Below are 24,149 nucleotides of genomic sequence, written 5' to 3'. Positions count from 1 at the left end.
GGCTGCTGAGGACCCTGCTGGCGGCGGCGCTTGTGCTGCTGGCGCTGCCGTCGGCCGCCTCGGCGGCGGACGGGGAACCGTCGGTGCGGGTGTCGAAGAAGCAGGCGGGGACGGGTGGTTCGGTCACCGTCAGCGGCTCGGGCTGGGGAGCCAGGACGCTGCTGATGGTCCTGATCTGCGGTCAGTCCGACCCGGCGCGCGGGGTGGTCGGGGGCACCAACTCCTGCGCCAACGCGGACGGCCGGGCGGCGACGGCGGACGCGGAGGGCCGGTTCCGTACCCGGCTGCCGGTGGCGGAACCGCCGGTGCCGTGTCCGTGTGTGGTGCATGTGGCGACGGCGACCGGTCCCGAGGCGCAGGCGGACGCGGTGTTCCAGGTGGCCGGGCACGCGGTGGAGCCGCTGCCCGCGGAGCCCACCGGTGGACGTCTGTCGGTGCTGACGGACACGGACCTGGACGGCTCCAGCGGACTGCTGACCTGGTTCGGGGCGCCGCCGTCCCGGACGCTGGTGTTCACGGTGGGCAATGTGGGCACCGAGCCGATCCGGGACCCGGTCTTCGAACTGGGCACCTCGCACGGCGTGTTCGCCCCGCAGTGGGAGGAACAGCAGTGGCAGGGCACGGTCGCGCCGGGCGGACGGGCCCGTATCGAACTGCCGGTCGAACTCTCCGCCGGGGCGCACGGCGACTACACGGTCTCCCTGAAGTACGGCGGCCGGGTGCTGGCCGAACGTCCCTGGGGGGTGGGCCGGCCGTGGGGCGTGACGCTGTTCTGGGTGCTGGTGGCGGTGGTGGTACCGGCGGCGCTGTTCCGGGTGGGGTTGGCGGTGGTGGACCGGGTACCGCTGCCGCCGCGCTCGCGCCCGCGCCGGGCTCCCCGGAAACCGTCCGCGTCCGGGAACGAACCGGTCCCCCCCTCCACACTCCCCTGGTTCACCCCGGACTCCGCTCCGGGCACGGCCGGTGGGCTCTCCGCACCGCACGACGACCACGCGAACTCGACGAAGGGACCACCGTGAGCAGGACGAGGAGAGCGGGACCGGCGGCCGGTGTGCTGGCCCTGGGGACGGCGGCGGCGCTGATCGCGCTGGGCACCGCGCCCGCGCAGGCGGCCGAGACCGCGTATCTGACGGAGTGCATCCCGCCCGCGATCTCGGGCCTGCCGCCGGTCGAGGGCACGACGAAGGTCGAGATCGCGGCACCGGCGGAGGCGAAGGTCGGCGACGAGGTGGAGGTGACCTGGACGTTCATCCAGGGGGCGTCCAAGAACCCCGACATCCTCGACCTGGAGGCGGACACCGTCCAGCCGACGGGCACGCTCAAGGCGACGGGCGCGCAGACCGCGGACATCGCGATGGAGGGCCCGCGCACCAACCCGCCCATCCCGAAGGGCGGTGACATGAAGCTGTCGGCGATGAAGGGCACGCTGAAGCTGACGGCGGCGGGGGAGGTGACGCTGACGCCGGACGCGTACAACATCAACGTCAGCAAGCCGATCTCGACGGACACGAAGTGCGCCCCGAAGGAACCGGTGCCGGCGGCGGCGAAGATCACGGTGAAGGAGGCGGGCGGAGGCACTCCGACCCCCCCGACACCGACGCCCCCGACTCCTACCCCTCCCACCCCCACACCTCCGACCCCCACGGGCGGCGGCCAGACCGACTTCACGGGCAAGGAGGTCCAGGTCCCGTACGCGTGCAAGACCCCCATCGGGGACAAGAACGCGACCTCGCCCGTCCAGATCAACGCCAAGAAGAACGGCGGGAACTACGACCTCACGGTCCAGTTCAAGAAGTCGGTGATGGACAGCCCGGCCCAGATCCCGGCGGACTCGGTGAAACCGTCGATGCAGGTGGCGATCGGCGGTGACGACGAGGGCACGGTAGCGGTGGAGGGCCCGACGAACGCGCAGCCGATCGCCGCGGGCGACCCGATAGCGATCCCCGACCTCAAGGGCACGTACAAGCCGGGCGCGACCGGCAAGTCGACCCTGTCCCCGGGAGTCCTGACGATCGAGGCCCTGGGTACGACGACGACCTGCACCCCGGCCGAGTCCCTGGTCTCCCTGACCCTGGACACCACGGAACAGCAGGGCGGCACGTCCACGTCAGGCGGCGGCACGTCGTCCTCCGGCGGTACAGCAGGCGGCGGTACGTCGACGTCGGGCGGCCTCGCGGAGACCGGCGCGAGCGACAACGGCACGCTGAAGGCGCTGGGACTGGTGGCGGGGACGGCGGTGCTGCTCGGGGGAGCGGTGTTCACGTTCATGCCGGGGCGGCGGGGGATGCGGTGAGGTAGGTCAGGGGCCCAGCCCCGCGTACCACCAGATCGCCCCGATCAGCGCGCCCACGCTGCACACGGTCAGGACCCCGCTCCAGAACGCGTCGTCGAGCGGGGTCCGCCGTTTCATGAGCCGTGCGCCTGGCGGACGTGGCGGCGCAGCAGGACGTTGGCGTCGGTCAGCGCGCTCTGGTTCCCGGCATCGCGGGCCTTGCGCTGCCGCGCGCCGAGTTCGGTGCAGATGGCACAGCCGTCCACCGGGACGGGCGCGAAGCCGGTCGGGAACGGGTCGCACAGGACGGGCTTCATCCGAGCCGCCGGAGCAGCGCGGTCTCGATGGCCCGCAGCACGGAGGGAGCGGGCCGCGCCCAGGAGACGGCAGAGCGGTGCCGGGTACGCCAGGGGAGTTGGGGGCGGTGGGGGGTGGTCCTGGGGATGGGCATGTCTGTGCTCCTCGAATGGATGGACTTGGATCGATCTCCCGTACGCATCGCAGTCGTTGCGCTACTTTGCGTTGGCGGGACGCTGAAGAGCATCCCGCGTTTGCGTTGCGAAAAAGCCCAGGTGACGAGGGGCTTCGCAGCGCTGAAACGCAAATTCCGCAACTTCCGCAAGGAGGCGCGATGCCTGCGAGGCGTGTCATCACGGATCGGAGCCGGGAGCCGCGGCAGCGGTTCGCGGAGGAGTTGAAGGCACAGCGGGCCCGGAGCGGGGAGACGCTTCGCCAACTGGAAGAGATCCTCGGCTGGGATTCCTCACTGTTCGGCAAGATGGAGAACGGCCACACGCTGGGCGGCCCGGAGGTAGTGGAGGCGCTGGACCAGCACTATGGGACTGCGCCGCTGCTGGTGACGCTGTGGGAGCTGGCGGTTGAGGACAAGACGCACTTCATCGAGCAGTACCGCACGTACATGAAGCACGAGGCGGATGCCGCGAGCCTGTGGCAATTCGCCGTGAGCGTCGTTCCCGGGCTGGCGCAGACTGAGACGTACTCCTGGGAAGTGATGGTCGCCGACGGCTTGAACGGCGACGAACTGGAGCAACAGATTCGAGCGCGACTCGGCCGACGTGAGCGGCTGATGGAAGAAGACGGTCCGCACTTCCGGGCCATCCTTGCCGAGTCGGTCCTGCGTACCACGCTCAGGGAAAAGGAGGCGTGGAGGGAACAGCTCACGCTGCTGCTGGAACTGGCCGTGCGGCCGAACATCACCTTTCAAGTACTCCCGATGAGGGCTGGGCTGCATGCCCTGATCAGCACGGACATCATCTTCCTGCGGATGCCGGATGGGCGGCTGATGGCCTATGCGGAGAACGCGCATGGTGGTCAACTGGTCAAGGACAGTGCATCGGTTGAGCGATTGCAGCGTGGGTACGATGCGGTGCGCGACATGTCATTGTCCCCCGCCGCGTCGCAGAAGTTCATCGGGCAGATCCTGGAGGAAGTGCCGTGCGATCCATCGACCTGACCAATTGCCTCTGGCGCAAGAGCAGTTATAGCAACGGAAGCGGCGGCAACTGTGTGGAAGTCTCCGACGACTTCCTGGCCTCGGCTATATGGCGTAAGAGCACCCACAGCAACACCGACGGCGGCAACTGCGTAGAGATCTCGCCCGACATCCCCGCCACCATCCCCGTCCGGGACTCCAAAACCCCCGACGGCCCGTTCCTCCTCATCGGAGTCCCCGCCTGGACCGCCTTCACCGCGTCCATGCAGCCCCCGCCCGTCCGCCGCTCCCCAACCCCTCCGCCCCCCGACTCTGCCCGATCAGGCGAACTCCCTCCCCGTCCGGGAACGGCCGGAATCGTGTGCCGTTCCCGCCGCGCTCTCCCTGGCTAGATTCCCGCCCATGACAGCCCTCCTCTCGAACGCCAGGCGCCGTGCCGCACTGCTCCTCGGTGCTCTCGCCCTCGCCGGTACGGCCGGTCTCGCGCATCCCACGCCCGCCGCCGCGGCGGAATGGGACTGCGACGGCTACACGATGTGCCTCTTCTCGGACAGCAACTACGGCGGGACCCTGCTGCGCTGGAACTACCAGCCGAGCGGGACCCTCTCCAGCCACCACGACATCACCTCGTCGATCGTCAACAACTCGGGCTCCGCCTACTGCTTCTACGAGCACCCCGACTACGGCGGGCTCCAGTTCCGGATCGGCCCCTGGGAGCGCTGGGCCTCCGTCCCTTACTGGATCAACGACAGGATCAGCTCGCTCCACCCCTGCTGACGCCGCCAGGGAACGGGAAAGGGGCCGTCCCGGCAAGCTGCCGGGGCGGCCCCTCCTCATCCAGGTGACGTCAGCGGACGTCCCCCATCAGTTCCTTCACCTTCCGGCGGTACATGAACACCCCGACACCCGCCAGCACGGCGAGTGCCGCCTCCGCGGCCACCACGCTCGTCTTGTTCAGGTCGACGCCGTACGTCGACAGCAGGCCCGTCACCGCGTCGCCCGCCGTGACCGCCAGGAACCAGACGCCCATCATCTGCGAGGCGTACTTCGCCGGGGCCATCTTCGTCGTCACCGACAGGCCGACCGGCGACAGCATCAGCTCACCCGTGGTCTGGCAGAAGTAGATCAGCACGATCCACCACGGCGACACCGCGCCGCCGTCCGCCGCCGTCAGCGGCAGCAGGAAGACGAAGAAGGAGATGCCGACCATCACCAGACCGCCGGAGAACTTGGCGATCGTGCTCGGCTCGCGGTCGCTGCGGTTCAGCGCCAGCCACACCGTCGCGAAGACCGGCGCGAGGGCCATCACCAGCACCGGGTTCACCGACTGGAACCAGGAGACCGGGAACTCCCAGCCGAAGACCTGCGTGTCCACGTTCTTCTCGGCGAACAGCGCCAGCGTCGAGCCGCCCTGGTCGTAGATCATCCAGAAGACGGCCGCGGCGACGAAGAACCAGATGTAGCCGGAGACCTTCGACTGCTCGGTCCGGGTCAGCTCCTTGTCGCGCTTGATCCGCGCCAGCACCATGACCGGGACGACCAGACCGATGACCATCAGCGGGACCATCACCCAGTTCAGGGTGTACGTGCCGGTGCCGACCACGATCGCGTAGAAGACCACCGCGATCAGCAGCCAGATCATCGACTTGCGCAGCGTGGCGTTGCGCTCGGCGACATCGAGGGGCTTCGGGACGACGCTGGACTTGGCCGACAGGTGGCGGCTGCCCAGCAGGAACTGGGCCAGACCCAGCGCCATGCCGAGCGCGGCCAGCGCGAAGCCCAGGTGCCAGTTGACCTTCTGGCCGACCGTGCCGATCACCAGCGGCGCGGCGAACGCGCCGAGGTTGATGCCCATGTAGAACACCGTGAAGCCGCCGTCGCGGCGCGGGTCGTTCGGGCCGTCGTAGAGGTGGCCCACCATCGTGGAGATGTTGGACTTCAGCAGACCGGAGCCGACGGCCACCAGCAGCAGACCGAAGTAGAACGTCCCGGCCGTGGGGAGGGCCAGGACGAGATGGCCGGCCATGATGACGGAGCCCGCGATGGCCACCGTCTTACGGGGACCCCAGACGCGGTCGCCGAACCAGCCGCCCGGCATCGCCAGCAGGTACACCGTCGAGACATAGACGGAGTAGATGGCGATCGCCGTACCGGCGTCCAGGCCGAGCCCCGCGGGGGCGACCAGGTAGAGGGGGAGAAGAGCCCTCATGCCGTAGTAGGAGAAGCGCTCCCACATCTCGGTCATGAAGAGGGTGGCCAGGCCGCGGGGGTGGCCGAAGAAGGACTTCTCGGACCCGGGGGTGCCCGGGAGGGCCGAGTCCTTCGTCAGGCTGGACGCCATGGGTGTTCCTTGCTGTCGGGACGCGCGGATGGAGCGGAGCGCGCCCGGTGGGGGAGCCGGCACCGGCGGTCCGGAGCGTCCACCCCACGCCCACGGGGGGTCCGCCCCGGGTCGCGGGGCGGTGGACGGCGACCACCGGGAGCCACGCCTCTACGCGCGTCGATGCGCTACGAGGCCCGGCCACAGGTCATTCCTTTCAAGGCCGGTCCACAGGACCGACCCGCACACAAAAGAGACCTCCGGTGTCAAGTCGGTCCGTCGACTCGGCACGAAGGTCCCTGTCGGTGCTACAGGCGTTCCATCACCATAAAGCAGGGGAGTGGATGATATGGAAGGACTTGAGACAGGGATCACAGACTGTGACGGAACCGTAAGCAGTCATTCCGGTCTCGCGCGAGCGTCCTAACCGAAATGTCCGCCATGTGCGCCAGTAAGAATCCGTCCAGGCGATCTCACCTCGGTGTCATGGCCTGCGGGACTACCATCACCACATGACCCGTGTACTGCTCGCCGAGGACGACTCCTCCATTTCGGAGCCCCTGGCCCGCGCACTGCGCCGGGAGGGATACGAGGTCGAGGTGCGGGAGGACGGACCCACCGCACTCGACGCGGGCATGCAGGGCGGCGTCGACCTGGTCGTGCTCGACCTCGGCCTGCCCGGCATGGACGGTCTGGAGGTGGCCCGCCGACTGCGTGCCGAAGGCCACACCGTGCCCATCCTGATCCTGACCGCCCGCGCGGACGAGGTCGACACGGTCGTCGGTCTCGACGCCGGCGCGGACGACTACGTCACCAAGCCCTTCCGGCTCGCCGAGCTGCTCGCCCGGGTGCGGGCGCTGCTGCGGCGGGGCGCCGCCGAGCCGCAGCAGCCGCCCGCGACACACGGGGTGCGGATCGATGTGGAGTCGCACCGGGCGTGGATGGGCGAGGAGGAGCTCCAGCTCACCGCGAAGGAGTTCGATCTGCTGCGGGTGCTCGTGCGGGACGCCGGGCGGGTCGTGACGCGGGACCAGCTGATGCGGGAGGTGTGGGACACGACCTGGTGGTCGTCCACCAAGACGCTGGACATGCATATCTCGTGGCTGCGGAAGAAGTTGGGGGACGACGCCGCGAATCCTCGGTACATCGCTACGGTGCGGGGTGTTGGTTTTCGGTTCGAGAAGAGCTGAGGGCGTGGTGCGGTGGTCGTCTTCCACGGGGGGTTCGTGCGGCGCCGTCGTGGCTTGTCGCGCCGTTCCCCGCGCCCCTCAAGAATCGTGCGGCGGCGTTCCGCTTGAGTGCGCGGTTCCCCGCGCCCCTGAGGTGCGTGCGTGCGGCGCCGTCGTGGCTTGTCGCGCGGTTCCCCGCGCCCCTGAAAGGCGCGTGACCCACCGCGTCTCTTCCGCCGCCGCCCGGTACCGGTAGGGCCAGATGCGGCGTCGGCTTATTCAGTCCACCCTCGCTGTCGTGCTCGTCGTGATCGCGGTCTTCGGGGTGTCCCTCGTGATCGTCGAGACGCGGACCATCACCGACAGTGCCCGGGAGCGCGTCGAGGCCGAGTCGCTGCGGCTGGCCAGCATCGTGGACAGCCGCATCCTCGGGCACGAGGAGATCTCCTCCGCGATCCTCAGCGACCAGGTGGGCCCCGGGCAGTACGCCGTCATCCGGCTGCCCGACCGGCCGCCCATCGAGATCGGCGAGCGGCCCAGCGGCGACGTCATCGAGTACACCTCCCGGGGCGAGGAGGGCGAGACCGTCACCTTCCAGGAGCCGCGCTCCTCCATCACCGAGGAGGTCGGCCGGACGCTGCTGATCATCGGGCTGGTCGCGCTGCTCGCGGTGATCGCCGCCGTCCTGCTCGCCGTACGGCAGGCCAACCGGCTCGCCTCCCCGCTCACCGACCTCGCCGAGACCGCCGAACGCCTCGGCTCCGGCGACCCCCGCCCCCGCCACAAGCGCTACGGCGTCCCCGAGCTGGACCGGGTCGCCGATGTGCTGGACTCCTCCGCCGAGCGGATCGGGCGGATGCTGACGGCCGAGCGGCGGCTCGCCGCCGACGCCTCCCACCAGCTGCGCACCCCGCTGACCGCGCTGTCGATGCGGCTGGAGGAGATCACCCTCACCGACGACCCGGACACCGTGAAGGAGGAGGCCACCATCGCCATCGCCCAGGTCGAACGGCTCACGGACGTCGTGGAGCGGCTGCTGACCAACTCCCGCGACCCGCGCACCGGCTCCGCCGTCTCCTTCGACCTGGACGAGGTCATCCAGCAGCAGCTCGCCGAGTGGCGCCCCGCCTACCGGCAGGCGGGCCGGGCCATCGTCAGCTCCGGCAAACGGCACCTGGAGGCGGTCGGCACCCCGGGCGCCGTCGCCCAGGTGCTGGCCGCGCTGATCGAGAACTCCCTGATGCACGGCGGCGGCACGGTCGCCCTGCGCACCCGTGTCACCGGCAACCAGGCCGTCATCGAGGTCACCGACGAGGGACCGGGCGTCCCCGCCGACCTCGGGGCGCGGATCTTCGAGCGGGCGATCAGCGGGCGCAACTCCACCGGCATCGGTCTCGCCGTCGCCCGCGACCTCGCGGAGGCCGACGGCGGACGGCTGGAGATGCTCCAGACCCAGCCGCCGATCTTCGGACTGTTCCTGTCGCGCACGGCGGTGCAGCGGGCGGAGGGGGAGCAGGGGCGGACGGTCCGCTAGCCGGACACGCGGCCGTCACGCCCCGCGTGCGCATCCGGACCCCGTGGCCGCAACGTCCCGCGGACGCAACCGAGCCGCGGTCGTCATGTCCCGCGGACGCATCCGGGCCGTGGCCCTCACGTCACGTCCCGTCCCGCCAGCGCTCAGCACAAGAAGGTCACCCCGCGCTCCCGCACGGCACGGCACGGCACGGCTCACACCCGCGCCCGCGCCCGCTGCCGCTGCCGTACCGCCCCCGACGAGCCACGGCTGCCACCGCCGTCACCGCCGTCCAGGAACGATTCCGCGCCCGCCACCGCCGCCCCACCCGGCTCCGCCGACGGCAGTGCCCGGAACACCCACGTCCGGTATGACCAGAACCGGAACAGCGTGGCGACCCCGATGCCCAGGAACTTGAAGACGTTGTTCTGCATCGGGGTGTCCCAGCCGACACCGTACGTGGCCGCGTACAGCACGCCGTTCTCGATGACCAGCCCCACCGCGCTGAACAGCAGGAACAGGGTCATCTCCCGGGTCCGGCGGTTCTTGTCCCGGTCGCGGTAGGCGAAGTACCGGAAGCCGATGTAGTTGAAGACGATGGCGACGATCGTCGCGATCACGCTGGCGCGGACGACCTGGAGGTCGGTCACCGCCCTGACCAGGTTGAACACCAGCAGATTGACCAGCAGACCGGCCCCGCCGACGGCGCCGAACTTCGCGACCTCGCGGCCCAGCCGCCGCACCCGCAGCCGCCATCCACTGGGGGGCGTGTCACGGAGCCCCGAGGAACCATGTGCCATGGCGGAGAAGGCTCCCGTCCGGTCGAAGACGTCAACCCGGCCATGCTAACCAGCCCCCTTCCGTGATCGCCCCCGGACCGGTGCACAGGTTCGGAAAGAAAATCGCGCGCCGGGCGGCCGACATCGGGGCGACATCGGGCGGACACGGGCGATCCGGGTGGCCGATACCCTAGGGGTGTGACGTTCCCGGTAGTCGGCATGGTCGGCGGTGGCCAGCTCGCTCGTATGACCCACGAGGCAGGCATCCCGCTCGGCATCAGGTTCAAGCTCCTCAGTGACACCCCCCAGGACTCGGCGGCGCAGGTCGTGAGCGAGGTCGTGATCGGCGACCACCGCGATCTGGACACGCTGCGCGCCTTCGCGCGGGGCTGCGACGTGATCACCTTCGATCACGAACACGTCCCCACCGAGCATCTGCGCGCCCTGGAGGCGGACGGGATTCCGGTCCGGCCGGGCCCCGACGCCCTGGTGCACGCCCAGGACAAGGGGGTGATGCGCGCCAAACTCGTCGAGATCGGCGTCCCCTGCCCGCGCCACCGGATCGTGGCCGACCCGGCCGACGTGGTGCGGTTCGCCGCCGAGGGCGACGGGTTCCCGGTGGTCCTGAAGACCGTCCGCGGCGGCTACGACGGCAAGGGCGTCTGGGTCGTGGAGAGCGCCGAGGAGGCCGCCGAACCGTTTCGCGCGGGCGTCCCCGTGCTCGCCGAGGAGAAGGTCGACTTCGTCCGGGAGCTGGCCGCCAACGTCGTACGCTCCCCGCACGGCCAGGCCGTGGCCTACCCGGTGGTGGAGTCCCGGCAGGTCGGCGGGGTCTGCGACACGGTGATCGCGCCCGCGCCCGAGCTGCCCGAGGCGCGCGCCCTCGCCGCCGAGGAGATGGCGCTCAGGATCGCCAAGGAGCTAGGGGTCACCGGGCATCTCGCCGTCGAGCTGTTCGAGACCCGCGACGGACGGATCCTGGTCAACGAGCTGGCCATGCGCCCGCACAACTCCGGCCACTGGACCCAGGACGGCGCCATCACCTCCCAGTTCGCCAACCACGTCCGCGCCGTCCTCGACCTCCCGCTCGGCGACCCCCGCCCGCGCGCCCCCTGGACCGTCATGGTCAACGTCCTCGGCGGCGACTACCCGGACATGTACGGGGCGTATCTGCACTGCATGGCCCGCGACCCCCGGCTGAAGATCCATATGTACGGCAAGGACGTGAAGCCCGGCCGCAAGGTCGGCCATGTCAACACCTACGGCGACGACCTCGGCGACGTGCTGGAGCGCGCCCGCCACGCAGCCGCCTATCTGAGAGGCACGATCACCGAATGAGCCCTGCTGTCGCCATCGTCATGGGGTCCGACTCCGACTGGCCCGTCATGGAGGCCGCCGCCCAGGCCCTGGCTGAGTTCGAGATCGGCTACGAGGTCGACGTCGTCTCCGCGCACCGGATGCCCCGCGAGATGATCGCCTTTGGCGAGCAGGCCGCCGACCGCGGGGTGAAGGTGATCATCGCCGGCGCCGGGGGCGCCGCCCATCTGCCCGGGATGCTCGCCTCGGTGACCCCGCTCCCGGTGATCGGCGTCCCCGTCCCGCTGAAGTACCTGGACGGCATGGACTCCCTGCTGTCCATCGTGCAGATGCCCGCCGGGGTGCCGGTGGCCACCGTGTCCGTCGCGGGCGCGCGCAACGCCGGACTCCTCGCCGCCCGTATCCTCGCCACCCACGACGAGGAACTCCTCGGCCGGATGCGCGACTTCCAGCAGGAGCTGAACGACCAGGCGACCGAGAAGGGCAAGCGGCTCCGGTCGAAGACCGAGGGATCGACCGGCTTCGGATTCGGGAAGTGACCAGGGCATGACCACTCCGACAACCACTCCGACAACCGGCACCCGCCCCGCCGCCCGCCCCTCCGACGCCGAGGCCCGAGCGCTGCTGCGCGAGTTCCCCGTGGTCGACGGCCACAACGACCTGCCCTGGGCGCTGCGCGAACAGGTCCGCTACGACCTCGCCGCCCGGGACATCGCCACCGACCAGAGCGCCCATCTGCACACCGACCTCCCCCGGCTGCGCGAGGGCGGCGTCGGCGCCCAGTACTGGTCCGTGTACGTCCGCGCCGACCTGCCCGACCCGGTGCCCGCGACCCTCGAACAGATCGACTGCGTACGGCAGTTGCTCGCCCGCTACCCCGAGGACCTCGCCCCCGCGCTGACCGCCGCCGACATGGAGTCCGCCCGGCGCGAGGGCCGGATCGCGTCCCTGATGGGCGCCGAGGGCGGCCACTCCATCGGCTGCTCCCTGGCCACCCTGCGCGGCCTGTACGACCTCGGCGTGCGGTACATGACCCTCACCCACAACGACAACATCCCCTGGGCCGACTCCGCGACCGACGACCCGGGCGTCGGCGGGCTCTCCGCCTTCGGCCATGAGGTCGTCCGGGAGATGAACCGCACCGGGATGCTGGTCGACCTCTCCCATGTCGCCGCCACCACCATGCGGGACGCCCTGGACACCTCCGAGGCGCCGGTGATCTTCTCCCACTCCTCCGCCCGCGCGGTCTGCGACCACCCCCGCAACATCCCCGACGACGTCCTCGAACGCCTCCCGGCGAACGGCGGGATGGCGATGGTGACCTTCGTCCCCAAGTTCGTCCTCCAGGCCGCCGTGGACTGGACGGCCGCCGCCGACGACAACATGCGTGCCCATGGCCTCCACCCGCTGGACGGCACGGCGGACGGTATGAAGGTGCAGCGCGCCTTCGAGGCCGCCCACCCCCGCCCGGTCGCCACCGTCGCCACGGTCGCCGACCATCTCGACCACATGCGCGAGGTCACCGGCATCGACCACCTCGGCATCGGCGGCGACTACGACGGCACCCCGTTCCTGCCCGACGGCCTCACCGACGTCTCCGGCTATCCCCACCTCATCGCGGAACTCCTCGACCGCGGCTGGTCCCGCCCCGACCTGGCCAAGCTGACCTGGCAGAACGCGGTCCGGGTGCTCGGCGCCGCCGAGGACGTGGCCCGTGACCTGCGCGCCCGGCGCGGCCCGTCGAACGCCACCATCGAGACGCTGGACGCCCCCACGGCCTGACCGGCCACCGGGGAAAGCCGATCGAAAACCACCCGAACAACCCATCCACCAGGAAGGACCGGGCGGCTCCGTGCGACGGTGATCGAGCAAGGCGATCACGCTTTTGGATTGTGGAAGTACGGAGCCGAAGATGGCAGACGTCCAGGACGAACTGACGACGACGACGGAGGTGGGCGAGCCGGACCCGCTGTCCCTGCCGACAGCCCCGTACGACGAGCCGCCCGCGCCACCGGGCGCACCCGGCACCGAGGCGCCCGGCACCGACACCGGCGCCGACACCGACGCCGACCGGCTCCAGCGGGCCCGCGCCCTGCTCACCGCCCACCCCGTCGCCGACGGCTACAGCGGACTGCCCTGGGTCCTGCGCCATCTGCCCTGGTACGACCTGGAACTGGGCGAGAGCGCCGTCGAGACCGACGTACCGCGGCTGCGCGAGGGACAGGTGGGCGCGCTGTTCTGCGCCCTGCACCTGCCCGACGGGCTCGCCGCCGACCGCGCGGTCGCCGCCACCCTGGAACAGGTCGACCTGGTCCGCACGGTCGTCGCCGCCCACCCCGAAGGACTGCGCTACGCCCAGACCGCCGGGGAGGTCATCGACGCCCGCAACTGCGGCCGTACGGCCGTCCTGCTCGGCCCGGCGACCGCGGCGGCCCTGGACGACTCGCTGTCCCTGCTGCGGGTCCTGCACGACGTCGGCGTCCGGATCGTCACCCTCACCGGCACCTCCTGGGCCAGCGAGGCGGGACTGACCCGGTTCGGCGAGGAGGTCGTCCGGGAGATGAACCGGCTCGGTGTGCTCGCCGACCTCTCCGGCGCCTCCGAACCGACCGTCCGCCGGGTCCTCGCCTGCTCCAAGGCGCCCGTGCTGTGCACCCGCTCGGCGTCCCGCGCCCTGCGCCCGCACCCCGCGAACCTCCCCGACGACCTGCTGGCCGAGATCGGCGCCGCCCAGGGCCTGGTCATGGTCCCGCTGACGGCCGAGCAGAGCGGCCCGACCGTCCGGGACGTCGCCGACCACCTCGACCATGTGCGCGCGGTCGCCGGACCGCACGCGGTGGCCCTCTCCGGCACCTACGACGCCGGGACCACCCACCCGAGGGAGCTGCCAGACGCGGCCGGCTACCCCCACCTCGTCGCCGAACTCCTCCGCCGCGCCTGGACCGAACCCGACCTCGCCCTGCTGACCTGGGGCAACGTCCAGCGGGTGCTGCGCGGCGCCGACACCACGGCGAAGGCGGCCCAGACCCGCCGCTCCCCGTCGACGGCCCGCATCGCGGAACTGGACGGCTGACCGACGCCGCACCACGGAACGGTCCCCGGAAGCCCAGCTTCCGGGGACCGCCGCCCTACGGCAGGTTGCGGGCCATCACGATCCGCTGCACTTGATTCGTCCCCTCATAAATCTGCGTGATCTTCGCGTCCCGCATCATCCGCTCCACCGGGTAGTCCCGGGTGTAGCCGTACCCGCCGAGCAGCTGCACCGCGTCCGTGGTGACCTCCATGGCCACGTCCGAGGCGAAGCACTTGGCCGCCGCGCCCTGGAAGGTCAGGTCCGCATCACCGCGCTCCGACTTGGCCGCCGCCGCGTACGTCAGCTGACGGGCCGCCTCGATCTTCATCGCCATGTCGGCCAGCATGAACTGGATGCCCTGGAAGTCGGCGATCGGCTTGCCGAACTGCTTGCGCTCCTTGACATAGCCCTTGGCGTAGTCGAGAGCGCCCTGCGCGATGCCGAGGGCCTGGGCGGCGATGGTGATCCGGGTGTGGTCGAGGGTCTTCATCGCGGTGGCGAAACCGGTGCCCTCGGCGCCGATCATCCGCTCCGCGGGGATCCGGACGTTGTCGAGGTAGACCTCGCGGGTCGGGGAGCCCTTGATGCCGAGCTTGCGCTCCGGCGCGCCGAAGCTGACGCCGTCGTCCGACTTCTCCACCACGAACGCGGAGATGCCCTTGGAGCGCTTCTCCGGGTCGGTCACGGCCATCACCGTGTAGTACTCCGACACGCCCGCGTTGGTGATCCAGCGCTTCACGCCGTTGAGCACGTAGTGGTCGCCGTCCCGGACCGCCTTGGTCTTCATCCCGGCCGCGTCCGAGCCCGCCTCCGGCTCGGACAGACAGTACGAGAACATGCCGTCGCCCTTGGCCAGCGGGCCCAGGTAGCGCTTCTTCAGCTCCTCCGAGCCGGACAGGATCACCGGCAGCGAGCCCAGCTTGTTGACCGCGGGGATCAGCGACGAGGACGCGCAGACCCGGGCCACCTCCTCGATCACGATCACCGTGGCCAGCGCGTCCGCGCCCGCGCCGCCGTACTCCTCCGGCACATGCACCGCGTGCAGATCGTTGGCGACGAGGGCGGTCAGCGCCTCCTGCGGGAAGCGCGCCTCCTCATCCACCGCGGCGGCGAACGGCGCGATCTTCGCCTCGGCCAGCGCGCGGACGGCGTCCCGGAGCATGTCGTGCTCCTCGGACGGGCGGTACAGGTCGAAATCAGCCGATCCGGCCACGGTCTCTCACGCTCCAAAGACGGGTGAAGCACGGGGTGAAGCACACGCAAATTACCGTTAAGTAACTCGAAGTTTAGAGGGCGGCCCCAGGGACGGGTACGTGAGCTAGACGACAGCGGTAGAACTGCCCGTTGAAGCGGTGCGCGTACCCCCGACTATGCTCGGGCACCGCGCCCCGCACCGCATGTCACACGCGTACCGCATTCCTGGAGTACCCCATGACTCTGAAGATCACCGTGATCGGCACCGGCTACCTCGGCGCGACCCACGCCGCCGCCATGGCGGAGCTGGGCTTCGAGGTGCTCGGGCTCGATGTGGTCCCGGAGAAGATCGAGATGCTCCGGCGCGGCGAGGTCCCGATGTACGAACCCGGCCTCGAAGACCTGCTGCGCAGGCATGTCGCCGGGATCGAGGGCTCCACCGGACGGCTCCGCTTCACCACCGACTACGCCGAGGTGGCCGCCTTCGGCGACATCCACTTCGTCTGTGTGAACACCCCGCAGCGGCACGGCGAGTACGCCTGCGACATGAGCTATGTCGACTCCGCGTTCGCCTCCCTCGCCCCCCACCTCACCGGCCCCGCCCTGGTCGTCGGCAAGTCCACCGTCCCCGTCGGCTCCGCCGACCGCCTCGCCGCCTACCTCGCCGCGCACGCCCCCGCGGGCGCCGACGCCGAGCTGGCCTGGAACCCGGAGTTCCTGCGCGAGGGCTTCGCCGTCCAGGACACCCTGCACCCCGACCGGATCGTCGCCGGAGTGCGCGGCGAGCGCGCCGAGCGACTGCTGCGCGAGGTGTACGCCACGCCGATCGCCGAGGGCGCCCCCTTCGTGGTCACCGACTTCCCCACCGCCGAGCTGGTCAAGACCGCCGCGAACTCCTTCCTGGCCACCAAGATCTCCTTCATCAACGCCATGGCCGAGGTCTGCGAGGCCGCCGACGGCGATGTCGTCCGGCTCGCCGAGGCTATCGGCCACGACGACCGGATCGGCGCCAAGTTCCTGCGCGCCGGGATCGGCTTCGGCGGCGGCTGTCTGCCCAAGGACATCCGCGCCTTCATGGCCCGCGCCGGTGAGCTGGGCGCCGACCAGGCGCTGACCTTCCTGCGCGAGATCGACTCCATCAACATGCGGCGCCGGGGCCAGATGGTGGAGATGGCCCGCGAGGCCCTCGGCACCGGCTCGTTCCTCGGCACGCGCGTCGCCGTCCTCGGCGCCGCCTTCAAGCCCGACTCCGACGACGTACGCGACTCCCCGGCGCTCAATGTCGCCGGGCAGATCCACCTCCAGGGCGGCCAGGTCACCGTCTACGACCCCAAGGGCATGGCCAACGCCCGGCGGCTCTTCCCGACCCTCGGCTACGCCGACTCCGCGCTGGAGGCGGTCCGCGGCGCCGATGTCGTCCTGCATCTCACCGAGTGGCGGGAGTTCCGGGAGCTGGACCCGGCCGTGCTGGGCGAGGCCGCGGCCCGCCGGGTGATCCTCGACGGGCGCAACGCGCTCGACCCGCAGGTGTGGCGCAAGGCGGGCTGGACGTACCGGGCGATGGGGCGGCCGACGGCCTGAGACCCGGGTCTCCTCAGGTCCCCTTGGCGCGGTACCGGCGCATCTTCGCCCGTGCCCCGCACACCTGCATCGAGCACCAGCGGCCCCGTCCGGCCGGGCTGCGGTCGTAGTACGCCCAGTGGCAGTCCGGCAGCTCGCACGCCTTGAGCCGCTGCCAGGTCCCGGCCGTGACCGCCTCCGCGACGGCCGCCGCGACCCGGGAGAGCAGCGCCCCGCCGTCCACCGGGACCAGCCGCGCCGAACCGTCCCCGGGGTCGATGTCCACACACAGCGGCGCCCGCGCCAGCAGCACCCCGAGCGGGGTCACCTCCCGGTGCGGCGGGTGACCGGCGTGCGCCAGACAGCTGGCGCGCAGGGATTCCCGCAGCTCACGGGCGGTCTCCAGACCGCTCTCCGGGATGCCGAAGGGGGCGCGTCCGTCCACGGTGTCCAAGGTGTCCGCACCGGACTCCAGGTCCGCCGTGTTCACCAGCGCCTCGATCAGCTCCAGACCGCCGGGCGCGGGAGATCGCTCCGTCACCCTTGCGAGGTTACCGGTGGTGCGCCATCATGCGGTAACCGCGGCCGTTACCGTAAGACGGCTGCTGAAGGTAACGCGGGAGAAGAGCATGGCTGTGGCCACACTGGGTGCCGTCGTCCTGGACTGTCCCGACCCCGGCGCGCTCGCCGGGTTCTACGCCGGGCTCCTCGGCGGCACGGTGGAGGGCGAACTCGACTGGGTGGAGCTGCGGACGCCGGACGGGCGGACGCTGGCGTTCCAGGGCGCGCCCGACCACAAGGCGCCCGAGTGGCCGTCGGGCGGGCACTCGCAGCAGTTCCATCTGGATCTGACGGTCGCCGATCTGGACGCGGCACAGACGGCCGCGCTGGCGCTCGGTGCCAAGCCGCTGGACAGCGCCGAGGGGCGGGGCTGGCGGGTGTACGCGGACCCGGCAGGGCATCCGTTCTGCCTCTGCCGGGCCTGAGAGCGCGGGGTGACGGGCGTCAGTTGCTGGTGACGGTGACCTTCTCGTCGTTCTTGAGCTGCTCGACGAGCTGCTTGACCTTGGCGGTGTCCCACTGGAGGTTGCCGTTGGCGGAGTTCCCGGCGAGCGGCATGTTCATCGACGTGCCGTCGCCGCCGCTGACGCTCTTCATCGCCCAGAACATGCCGACCAGGTCGAACAGGCCCATGTCCTGGTCCACGATCAGCGAGTCCAGGCCCGCGCCCATGGTCGGGTAGAGCTTGAACGGGTTCAGGACCGTGCCCGGCGTGGCCACCTGACCGGCCAGGGCGGACAGGAACTTCTGCTGGTTCTTGGTGCGGTCCAGGTCGGAACCGGGCAGCGCGTACCGGGTCCGGACGAAGGCGAGCGCCTCCTCGCCGTTCAGGGTCTGCTTGCCCTTCTTGAGGTCGGCGCCGGACTTGGTGTCCTTGATGTCCTGCGGGATGTCGATCTCGACCCCGCCCACCGCGTCCACGATGTTCGCGAACCCGGCGAAGCCGATCTCGACGTAGTGGTCGATCCGCAGCCCGGTGTTGGCCTCCACCGTGCGCACCAGCAGCTCCGGGCCGTCCTCGGCGTAGGCGGCGTTCAGCTTCACCTGGCGGCCGGTGCCCTCGTAGGTCTTGCCGGACTCGGAGCCGACGAAGGTCGGGATCTCCACATTGGAGTCACGGGGGAGGGAGACGAGCGTGGACCCGTTGCTGCCGGTGTGCAGGATCATCATCGAGTCCGTGCGCTTGCCGTCGGCGGAACCGGTGTGCAGGTCCTTCTTCTGGTCGGCGGTCATGCCCTCACGGCTGTCGGAGCCGACGATCAGATAGTTGGTGCCCTCGCCGGCCTCCGGGCGGTCGATCACCTTCGACAGATCGACCTCGCGGTTCAGCTTGGAGTCGGCCCAGAAGTAGGTGGCCACCGAGGTGACGACCAGCACCGTGACGACGGTGATCGCGGTCACCTTGATCCGGCGCCGCCAGTTGGGCGCCGGACGGGGACGTCCGCCGCCCCCGCCGCCGCGTCCACCGCCGCCCCCGCCACCGCCGTAGACCTGGCCGGTGTTGTAGCCGCTGTCGTAGCCGTCACCGCCCGGCCCGTTCGCGTGCGACTGCTGCTGCGGGAAGCCGTCGTACGGCTGCTGGGGCTGCTGGGGCTGCTGCGGGGGAGCGGGCGGGTAGCCGCCGGCCCCGGCGGGCCCGCGGCGCACCTGGCGCATCACACGGGCGCTCTCCGGCTGCGCGCTCGCGCTGCCACCGCCGTAGCGGTTGCCGCCCGCGCCGCCGCGGTTGTCGTCGGACCATCCCTGGGGCCAGTCATTCATGGGCTTAGTGTGCCGTGCGCCACTGGGCCCCCCACAAGGTTCGGCGGAAAATCAGGGCAGGGCTGTTGCGAACCCGGCACAAAGTTCGCGCTTCGTCCCGCCGCCTACAGTGGACACCATGACAGACCAGGCCGGACCGACAGAGCCGGAGACTCAGGACGACCAGGGGATTCCCGGCAAACCCACGTCGGCCTCCCGGACCACGCTCAGCACGATCATGACCCACAACGACACCAATCTGCTGGGCACCGTACATGGTGGCGTGATCATGAAGCTGGTGGACGACGCGGCGGGCGCGGTCGCCGGGCGGCACAGCGGCGGGCCCGCCGTGACCGCGTCCATGGACGAGATGGCGTTCCTGGAGCCGGTCAGGGTCGGTGACCTCGTCCATGTGAAGGCGCAGGTCAACTGGACCGGGCGGACGTCCATGGAGGTCGGCGTCCGGGTCATGGCCGAGCGCTGGAACGAGTCGACCCCGGCGACCCAGGTGGGCTCGGCGTACCTGGTGTTCGCGGCGGTCGACGCGGACGGCAAGCCGCGCGCGGTGCCGACGGTGCTGCCGGAGACCGACCGGGACCGGCGGCGGTACCAGGAGGCCCAGATCCGCCGCACCCACCGGCTGGCCCGCCGCCGGGCGATCATGGAGCTGCGGGAGCGGGGGATGACGGGCGGGGGTAGCGGGGAGTAGCGGGCGCCGGGGACACAGGGGCGCGGGGGACTGTGCAGGGGATTGCAGGGGGCGCCGAGGACGGAGTGAGGCGCCGGGGACTCAAGGGAGCGCCCCTCACCCGACGGCCCTCACCCGGCGACGCTCACCCCACGCCCCTCACCCGCACGTCACCTCGTTCCCCCGCACCACCGGCTCCCGCGCCGGCGCCGGTTCCTGCGCCTTCACCTTGCGGACCGCCCGGAAGTCCGACCCCACGGTCACCTTCAGCACCGGACCCAGACCCTTGACGGCCCGCAGCTCGCTGCCCGGCAGCGCCGCCGACAACGACGTCGCCGAACGGTCCCAGCGCGGGTCGTACGACACGACCGTCCGCGCCGCGTCCCGCGCCCCCTCCGCGTTCACCGGCTGCCGGGTCGTACGGAAGCCCTCCGCCGCCAGCGCCGTGTCCACCCGCCTGCCGAGCCCCGCAGTCTGCGTGCCGTTCTCCACCTGGACCCGGATCTGGTCCGGCGCGACCGGCACCCGCACCGGCGCGGCGGCGCCCTTCGGGCGTCCCGGGTCCTTGGCGAGCGGCTTGTCCTCACGGAGTGCCTTGAACAGCTCCTCCGACTTCACCGGGTCCCACTTCAGCGTCGATCCGATGCCCTTCACCGCGTACCCCATCTGCCCGATGGGCACGGTCGTGAACTCCGACGACGACGGGGAGAAGGTGCGCATGGCCCGGCCGAGGTCGAGGAGTTCGTCCGTGCCGAAGCCCCGGTCCGCGCGCACCGAGCCGAGCACCGCGCGGGTCACGTCCCGGAACTTCATCGGGTTCAGCAGCACCCCGGAGGACGTGGCCCGCGCCACCAGCGCCGCCAGGAACCGCTGCTGGCGGCCCATCCGGCCCAGGTCCGACGCCCCGTCCACATGCCGGGCCCGGACGAACTGGAGCGCCTGCCCACCCGTCATGTCATGCCGCCCGGCGGGCAGGTTCAGACCCGTGTACGTGTCCTTCAGGGGCTCGGTCGTGCAGATCTCGACCCCGCCCAGCACGTCCACCGTCTTCATGAAGCTGGTGAAGTCGACCTCCAGATAGTGGTCGATCTTCACCTTGGTCATGTGCTCCACCGTGCGGACCGTCAGCTGCGGCCCGCCCTCCGCGTAGGCCGCGTTCAGCTTGATCGGATGCGCCCCGTGCCGCTGCCCGGTGGTCGCGTCGGTGTGCGCGGGCAGCTCCGCGTACGAGTCGCGGGGCAGGCTCACCACGCTCGCCCGCTCCCGGTCCTCCGAGATGTGCACCATCATGATCGTGTCGGTGCAGTGGCAGGGCGCCCCGCCCAGCCGGTACCGCCGCCGCTCCGCCTCGGAGATCTTGTCCCGGCCGTCCGTGCCGACCAGCAGCACATTCATCCCGTGTCCGGCACGGGGGCGGTTCTTCATGTCCTTGAACGGGTCGACCCGCGCGATGTCCGAGTCCAGGCCCGTCATCACCGCGTGTCCGATCCCGGCCGACGCCAGCACCACCACGGACAGCGTGGTCACCGCCCGCATGGCCCAGCGCGGGCGCCGCCTCGGCCGTACGGCGGAGCGCGCGGGCCGCTGCTCGACGGGGGGCCCGCCCGCGGGGCGCGCGCGGCGCTGCGGCACGGGCCGCTGCGGACGGCGCCGCGGACCGGCGGGCGACCGGGGTGGCGTGCTGGGCATGGGGACACCTCCGGCGGACCTGGGGCGGCGGCGGCCGGTCCGTCCGGATGGGGGCCCGGCCGTGAGCACCGTAGGCCGATACGATCTGCGACCCGGCGCAGCGCACCCGGCGGCGCGCAAGCGTGTCCCCCGTTCGCGGTAACGTGAGCACCGATGAACGCCAACGCCGAGATGCCGCTCCCCGCCGTTTCCGTGATCATGCCCGTCCTCGACGAGGAGCGGCATCTGCGCGGAGCCGTCCACGCGATCCTCGCGCAGGAGTACGCCGGTGAGATGGAGGTCGTGATCGCCCTCGGTCCCTCCACGGACCGCACGGACGAGATCGCCGCCGAACTGGTCGCCGAGGACGCCCGGGTGCACACCGTGCCCAACCCGACCGGCCGCACCCCCGCCGCGCTGAACGCCGCGATCAAGGCGTCCCGGCACCCGGTCGTGGTCCGGGTCGACGGCCACGGGATGCTCTCCCCGGACTACATCACCACCGCCGTACGGCTGCTGGCCGAGACCGGCGCGCAGAACGTCGGCGGCATCATGCACGCCGAGGGCGAGAACGACTGGGAGCACGCCGTCGCCGCGGCGATGACCTCGAAGATCGGCGTCGGCAACGCGGCCTTCCACACGGGCGGTGCGGCGGGCGCCGCCGACACCGTCTACCTCGGGGTGTTCCGGCGCGCGGCGCTGGAGCAACAGGGCGGCTACAACGAGGAGTTCATCCGCGCCCAGGACTGGGAGCTGAACTTCCGTATCCGGGAGGCGGGCGGACTGATCTGGTTCTCGCCCGAGCTGAAGGTGTCGTACCGGCCCCGGCCCAGCGTGCGCGCGCTCGCCAAGCAGTACAAGGACTACGGCCGTTGGCGCCATGTCGTCGCCCGCTACCACGCCGGGTCGATCAATCCGCGCTATCTCGCCGCGCCGGTCGCGGTCTGCGCCATCGCCGCCGGGCTGGTGGCGGGGGCGGTGCTGACGCCGTGGGCGCTGGTGATCCCGGGCGGATATCTCGCGGCGATCACCGCCGGGTCGCTGCCCGCCGGGAAGGGGCTGGGCCTGAAGGCGCGGCTCCAGATCCCGGTGGCGCTGGCCACCATGCACATGTCCTGGGGGTTCGGCTTCCTGACCAGCCCCAGGTCGCTGGCCAGGAAGGTCATCGCGTCCCGCCGCCCGGCGGTGGTCGGCGCGGGCTGACCTCCCGCGCCGGGTTCACCAGGTGTAGTTCGGGTTCACCTTCATGCACGCCGAGTCGTCCGCGCCGTTCAGCGGGTTCGCGGACGCGGGCGTCGAGTCGTCCACCTCCGGCGCCTGGTACGTCGTGCCCTCCCGCCAGTCCGCGCCGACGATCAGGGTGACCCCGGAGACGTCCGTGCTCTTGCGCACCGCGTCCGCCGGAACGCCCAGCGCGGCGGCGACCCGGTGGGCGTCGCCCTCCAGATCGGTGCTGGGGAAGCGCACCACGGTCCGCTCCTCGCTCAGCGCCGACGACTGATCGGCGAACGCCCCCTCGAAGCCGTCCGCCACCAGCAGCCCCGCCACCGCGCTCGCCCGCCCGGACGCCGGTCCGAGCACCTCGGTCCGCGTCCCGTTCTGCACCTGTACGGCGATGTCGGCGTCCTGCGCCGCCGGGTCGGTCGGCGCCTCCGGCTTCGCGGGCTTCTTCGGCCCGTCCTTGCCGTCCAGCGCGATGTCCTCGCGCACCAGCCGGAACAACCGCTCGGCGTCCTCGGTGGGCTCGACCCGGGCGCCCACATACCGGTTGGGCATGGTCGTCATGGTGATCCGCGCCGGCTCGACCTTGCGCAGCTCGTTGCTCAGGTCGTACAGCTTCTTCACCGTGTCCAGGCCCTCGTCGACGGTGAGCGCCCGGACGGCCTCCTCGACCAGCCGGCGCAGCTGGTTCGGGTTGGTGAGCGTGGCGTTGGCGCGCAGCTCGCGGACCATCGCGTTCATGTACATGTGCTGGGCCTTGGCGCGGGCGAGATCGGTGCCGTCCTCGAAGCCGTAGCGGGTGCGCAGCCACTGGAGGGCCTGTTCGCCCTGGATCGACGTGGTGCCCTTCGGCAGCTTCAGTCCGGAGCCCTTGCCGTCGCTGGTACGGGAGTGGATGTTGGCGTCCACACAGACCGGCACCCCGCCTATCGCGTCCGCCATGTTCACCACCCCCGCGAAGTCGACCATCATGAAGTGGTCGATCCGGATGCCGGTCAGCTCCTGCCAGGTGGCCACCGCGCAGCCCGGACCGCCGTGGCCGAGGCTCTGGTTGGTCATCACCCGGCCGTCGCTCGCCGGGTACACCGTGCCGTCGTCGGGGTCCGTGCACTTCGGGATCTGCACCAGGGTGTCCCGGGGCATGCTGATCACCGACATGTTGCTGCGGTCCGCGGACAGATGCAGCAGCATCTGCACATCCGCGAGCGGCGCCGCCCCGAACGTCTCCCGCGCGCCGCCCAGCTCCTGGTTCTCCTCGGTGTCCCGGGCGTCCGAGCCGATCAGCAGGATGTTCAGCGGGGTCTGTCCGGCGGCGTTCGGGGTGGGCGCGGCCACCTTGGTCTCGCCCAGGTTGAGATGGTCCTTGCGGAGGTCGTCGTTGAGCCGCTGGTAGTAGAGGTAACCGGCGCCCGCCGCGGCCAGTACGGCGAGGCCCAGCACGGCGGCGGCCCACTTCAGCAGGCGCCGCCGCCGACGCGGCCGGGGGGCGGGCGCCTCGGCGGGCGCGTCCTCGCTCCCGGTGTCCGGTCCGGTTGGCCCGTCGGTGCGGCGCGGGGGGCGCGTGAGCGTGCTCTCCCGTCGCACACGGTGCTGCGTCATTGTGTCCGTCCTCCCCCACCCC

The 24,149-nt window shown here is 71.1% G+C and carries 23 protein-coding genes and 1 pseudogene; 15 read left to right on the top strand and 9 right to left on the bottom strand.

Annotation, left to right across the window (positions count from 1 at the left end):
• The first annotated feature begins 2 nt into the window (after window positions 1-2).
• Together AB0D49_RS17275 and AB0D49_RS17270 are read left to right on the top strand one after the other, a co-directional pair.
• Complete coding sequence (locus tag AB0D49_RS17275; RefSeq protein ID WP_362758381.1) at window positions 3-1,019, top strand: hypothetical protein; 1,017 nt, start codon at window positions 3-5, stop codon at window positions 1,017-1,019.
• A 41-nt stretch (window positions 1,020-1,060) separates the two neighbouring features.
• Complete coding sequence (locus AB0D49_RS17270) at window positions 1,061-2,293, top strand: hypothetical protein (RefSeq protein ID WP_362758379.1); 1,233 nt, start codon at window positions 1,061-1,063, stop codon at window positions 2,291-2,293.
• Window positions 2,294-2,406: 113 nt separating this feature from the next.
• Here the strand turns inward: AB0D49_RS17270 and AB0D49_RS17265 are convergent, their stop codons facing one another.
• Window positions 2,407-2,589: a hypothetical protein gene (locus AB0D49_RS17265; protein WP_362757863.1), complete on the bottom strand. Its 183-nt coding sequence runs from the start codon at window positions 2,587-2,589 to the stop codon at window positions 2,407-2,409.
• A complete protein-coding gene (locus tag AB0D49_RS17260) occupies window positions 2,586-2,723 on the bottom strand; it encodes a hypothetical protein (protein WP_362757861.1) in 138 nt (45 codons plus the stop codon). Before AB0D49_RS17260 ends, AB0D49_RS17265 begins: the two co-directional genes overlap by 4 nt.
• 180 nt (window positions 2,724-2,903) lie before the next feature.
• Here AB0D49_RS17260 and AB0D49_RS17255 point away from each other — a divergent pair, with 180 nt between their 5' ends.
• The 3 genes and pseudogenes from AB0D49_RS17255 (at window position 2,904) to AB0D49_RS17245 (ending at window position 4,502) form a co-directional block, all read left to right on the top strand.
• Entirely contained in the window at window positions 2,904-3,746 is an 843-nt protein-coding gene (locus tag AB0D49_RS17255) for a helix-turn-helix transcriptional regulator (protein ID WP_362757859.1), read from the top strand.
• Window positions 3,728-3,979 (top strand): annotated as a pseudogene (locus AB0D49_RS17250) (DUF397 domain-containing protein); the annotation flags it as partial. The gene AB0D49_RS17255 and the pseudogene AB0D49_RS17250, both read left to right, overlap by 19 nt.
• A 148-nt stretch (window positions 3,980-4,127) precedes the next feature.
• Window positions 4,128-4,502: a peptidase inhibitor family I36 protein gene (locus AB0D49_RS17245; protein ID WP_362757857.1), complete on the top strand. Its 375-nt coding sequence runs from the start codon at window positions 4,128-4,130 to the stop codon at window positions 4,500-4,502.
• A 70-nt stretch (window positions 4,503-4,572) separates the two neighbouring features.
• Here the strand turns inward: AB0D49_RS17245 and AB0D49_RS17240 are convergent, their stop codons facing one another.
• Window positions 4,573-6,066: an oligopeptide:H+ symporter gene (locus AB0D49_RS17240; protein WP_362757855.1), complete on the bottom strand. Its 1,494-nt coding sequence runs from the start codon at window positions 6,064-6,066 to the stop codon at window positions 4,573-4,575.
• A gap of 491 nt (window positions 6,067-6,557) precedes the next feature.
• Here AB0D49_RS17240 and AB0D49_RS17235 point away from each other — a divergent pair, with 491 nt between their 5' ends.
• Both AB0D49_RS17235 and AB0D49_RS17230 read left to right on the top strand, forming a co-directional pair.
• Window positions 6,558-7,235, top strand: a complete 678-nt coding sequence (locus AB0D49_RS17235) for a response regulator transcription factor (protein ID WP_355739402.1) — start codon at window positions 6,558-6,560, stop codon at window positions 7,233-7,235.
• Between the two features lie 241 nt (window positions 7,236-7,476).
• Entirely contained in the window at window positions 7,477-8,748 is a 1,272-nt protein-coding gene (locus AB0D49_RS17230) for an ATP-binding protein (RefSeq protein ID WP_362757853.1), read from the top strand.
• 194 nt (window positions 8,749-8,942) lie between these two features.
• Here the strand turns inward: AB0D49_RS17230 and AB0D49_RS17225 are convergent, their stop codons facing one another.
• Window positions 8,943-9,527, bottom strand: coding sequence for a GtrA family protein (locus AB0D49_RS17225; RefSeq protein ID WP_362757851.1), 585 nt, complete (start codon window positions 9,525-9,527; stop codon window positions 8,943-8,945).
• Between the two features lie 177 nt (window positions 9,528-9,704).
• On the opposite strand from AB0D49_RS17225, the gene AB0D49_RS17220 reads away from it, so the two are divergent.
• The 4 genes from AB0D49_RS17220 (at window position 9,705) to AB0D49_RS17205 (ending at window position 13,896) form a co-directional block, all read left to right on the top strand.
• Entirely contained in the window at window positions 9,705-10,844 is a 1,140-nt protein-coding gene (locus AB0D49_RS17220; protein ID WP_362757849.1) for a 5-(carboxyamino)imidazole ribonucleotide synthase, read from the top strand.
• Window positions 10,841-11,362, top strand: a complete 522-nt coding sequence (purE, locus tag AB0D49_RS17215) for a 5-(carboxyamino)imidazole ribonucleotide mutase (RefSeq protein WP_362757847.1) — start codon at window positions 10,841-10,843, stop codon at window positions 11,360-11,362. The genes AB0D49_RS17220 and purE overlap by 4 nt, the downstream gene beginning before the upstream one ends.
• A gap of 7 nt (window positions 11,363-11,369) precedes the next feature.
• A complete protein-coding gene (locus AB0D49_RS17210; RefSeq protein ID WP_362757845.1) occupies window positions 11,370-12,605 on the top strand; it encodes a dipeptidase in 1,236 nt (411 codons plus the stop codon).
• A gap of 130 nt (window positions 12,606-12,735) precedes the next feature.
• On the top strand, window positions 12,736-13,896 hold the full coding sequence (locus AB0D49_RS17205) for a dipeptidase (RefSeq protein ID WP_362757843.1): 1,161 nt from the start codon (window positions 12,736-12,738) through the stop codon (window positions 13,894-13,896).
• Window positions 13,897-13,951: 55 nt separating this feature from the next.
• Here AB0D49_RS17205 and AB0D49_RS17200 read toward each other — a convergent pair whose 3' ends face one another.
• Complete coding sequence (locus AB0D49_RS17200; RefSeq protein WP_362757841.1) at window positions 13,952-15,109, bottom strand: acyl-CoA dehydrogenase; 1,158 nt, start codon at window positions 15,107-15,109, stop codon at window positions 13,952-13,954.
• 218 nt (window positions 15,110-15,327) lie between these two features.
• On the opposite strand from AB0D49_RS17200, the gene AB0D49_RS17195 reads away from it, so the two are divergent.
• Window positions 15,328-16,671 (top strand): UDP-glucose/GDP-mannose dehydrogenase family protein, encoded by a 1,344-nt coding sequence (locus AB0D49_RS17195; protein WP_362757839.1) that lies wholly within the window; start codon window positions 15,328-15,330, stop codon window positions 16,669-16,671.
• Between the two features lie 13 nt (window positions 16,672-16,684).
• Here the strand turns inward: AB0D49_RS17195 and AB0D49_RS17190 are convergent, their stop codons facing one another.
• Window positions 16,685-17,191: a CGNR zinc finger domain-containing protein gene (locus AB0D49_RS17190; protein WP_362757837.1), complete on the bottom strand. Its 507-nt coding sequence runs from the start codon at window positions 17,189-17,191 to the stop codon at window positions 16,685-16,687.
• 88 nt (window positions 17,192-17,279) lie between these two features.
• Between AB0D49_RS17190 and AB0D49_RS17185 the strand changes: the two genes are divergently transcribed.
• Window positions 17,280-17,636 carry a VOC family protein gene (locus tag AB0D49_RS17185; protein WP_362757835.1) on the top strand — a complete coding sequence of 119 codons (357 nt, stop codon included), beginning with the start codon at window positions 17,280-17,282 and terminating at the stop codon, window positions 17,634-17,636.
• A gap of 19 nt (window positions 17,637-17,655) precedes the next feature.
• On the opposite strand, the gene AB0D49_RS17180 is transcribed toward AB0D49_RS17185, so the two are convergent.
• Window positions 17,656-18,972 (bottom strand): LCP family protein, encoded by a 1,317-nt coding sequence (locus AB0D49_RS17180; protein WP_362757833.1) that lies wholly within the window; start codon window positions 18,970-18,972, stop codon window positions 17,656-17,658.
• 118 nt (window positions 18,973-19,090) lie between these two features.
• On the opposite strand from AB0D49_RS17180, the gene AB0D49_RS17175 reads away from it, so the two are divergent.
• On the top strand, window positions 19,091-19,660 hold the full coding sequence (locus tag AB0D49_RS17175; RefSeq protein WP_362757831.1) for an acyl-CoA thioesterase: 570 nt from the start codon (window positions 19,091-19,093) through the stop codon (window positions 19,658-19,660).
• 138 nt (window positions 19,661-19,798) lie between these two features.
• Here AB0D49_RS17175 and AB0D49_RS17170 read toward each other — a convergent pair whose 3' ends face one another.
• On the bottom strand, window positions 19,799-21,328 hold the full coding sequence (locus AB0D49_RS17170; protein WP_362757829.1) for an LCP family protein: 1,530 nt from the start codon (window positions 21,326-21,328) through the stop codon (window positions 19,799-19,801).
• 153 nt (window positions 21,329-21,481) lie between these two features.
• Here AB0D49_RS17170 and AB0D49_RS17165 point away from each other — a divergent pair, with 153 nt between their 5' ends.
• Complete coding sequence (locus AB0D49_RS17165; RefSeq protein WP_362757827.1) at window positions 21,482-22,510, top strand: glycosyltransferase family 2 protein; 1,029 nt, start codon at window positions 21,482-21,484, stop codon at window positions 22,508-22,510.
• Between the two features lie 15 nt (window positions 22,511-22,525).
• On the opposite strand, the gene AB0D49_RS17160 is transcribed toward AB0D49_RS17165, so the two are convergent.
• Window positions 22,526-24,127 carry an LCP family protein gene (locus tag AB0D49_RS17160; RefSeq protein WP_362757825.1) on the bottom strand — a complete coding sequence of 534 codons (1,602 nt, stop codon included), beginning with the start codon at window positions 24,125-24,127 and terminating at the stop codon, window positions 22,526-22,528.
• Between the last annotated feature and the right edge of the window lie 22 nt (window positions 24,128-24,149).

The organism is Streptomyces sp. NPDC048290 (genome assembly GCF_040652095.1).
Taxonomy (GTDB): Bacteria; Actinomycetota; Actinomycetes; order Streptomycetales; family Streptomycetaceae; genus Streptomyces.
The sequence above is the reverse complement of the archived record's forward strand: the minus strand, read 5'-3'. Positions and strand labels throughout refer to the sequence as shown.